This is a genomic window from Mesorhizobium sp. M5C.F.Ca.ET.164.01.1.1 (assembly GCF_004792125.1).
GTDB classification, from domain to species: Bacteria; Pseudomonadota; Alphaproteobacteria; order Rhizobiales; family Rhizobiaceae; genus Mesorhizobium; species Mesorhizobium wenxiniae.
Genome location: NZ_SRTG01000483.1, coordinates 1 through 301, shown reverse-complemented (window position 1 = coordinate 301; position 301 = coordinate 1). Strand labels below are relative to the sequence as shown.

1 protein-coding gene is annotated in these 301 nt (G+C 61.5%); it reads right to left on the bottom strand.

The genetic code is table 11. The annotated features are described in order from the left end of the window. Positions 1 to 2: 2 nt before the first annotated feature. Positions 3 to 301: cytochrome C (locus tag EN807_RS34380; protein WP_135938081.1), on the bottom strand; the 299-nt coding region annotated here is incomplete at its 5' end.

The following is a 301-nucleotide window of genomic DNA, read 5'->3' as shown; positions in this document are numbered from 1 at the left end:
GTCTATCGCTGCAGTGTCTGGACGTAGCCTGCCAGGTTGTGGATCCGTTCCGTGGTGACGATTTCTCCGGCGCTTGGCCCGTATTTCCTGACGTCATCGGGCAGGAATTGGCGGCCCCAGACCGGCATATCGCGCTCGCCATGTTCGGGCACCATGGTGCGGCCGTCGATCATGGCAAAGACGCGCCAATACGGAAATTCGCCACCATTGTTTTTCGAGAGACGCGTCAGGTCGGCCGGGCGCTTCATCAGTTCGTCGCCCAAGGGGCCGTCGCCTTTGCCATCGAGACCATGGCAGACCG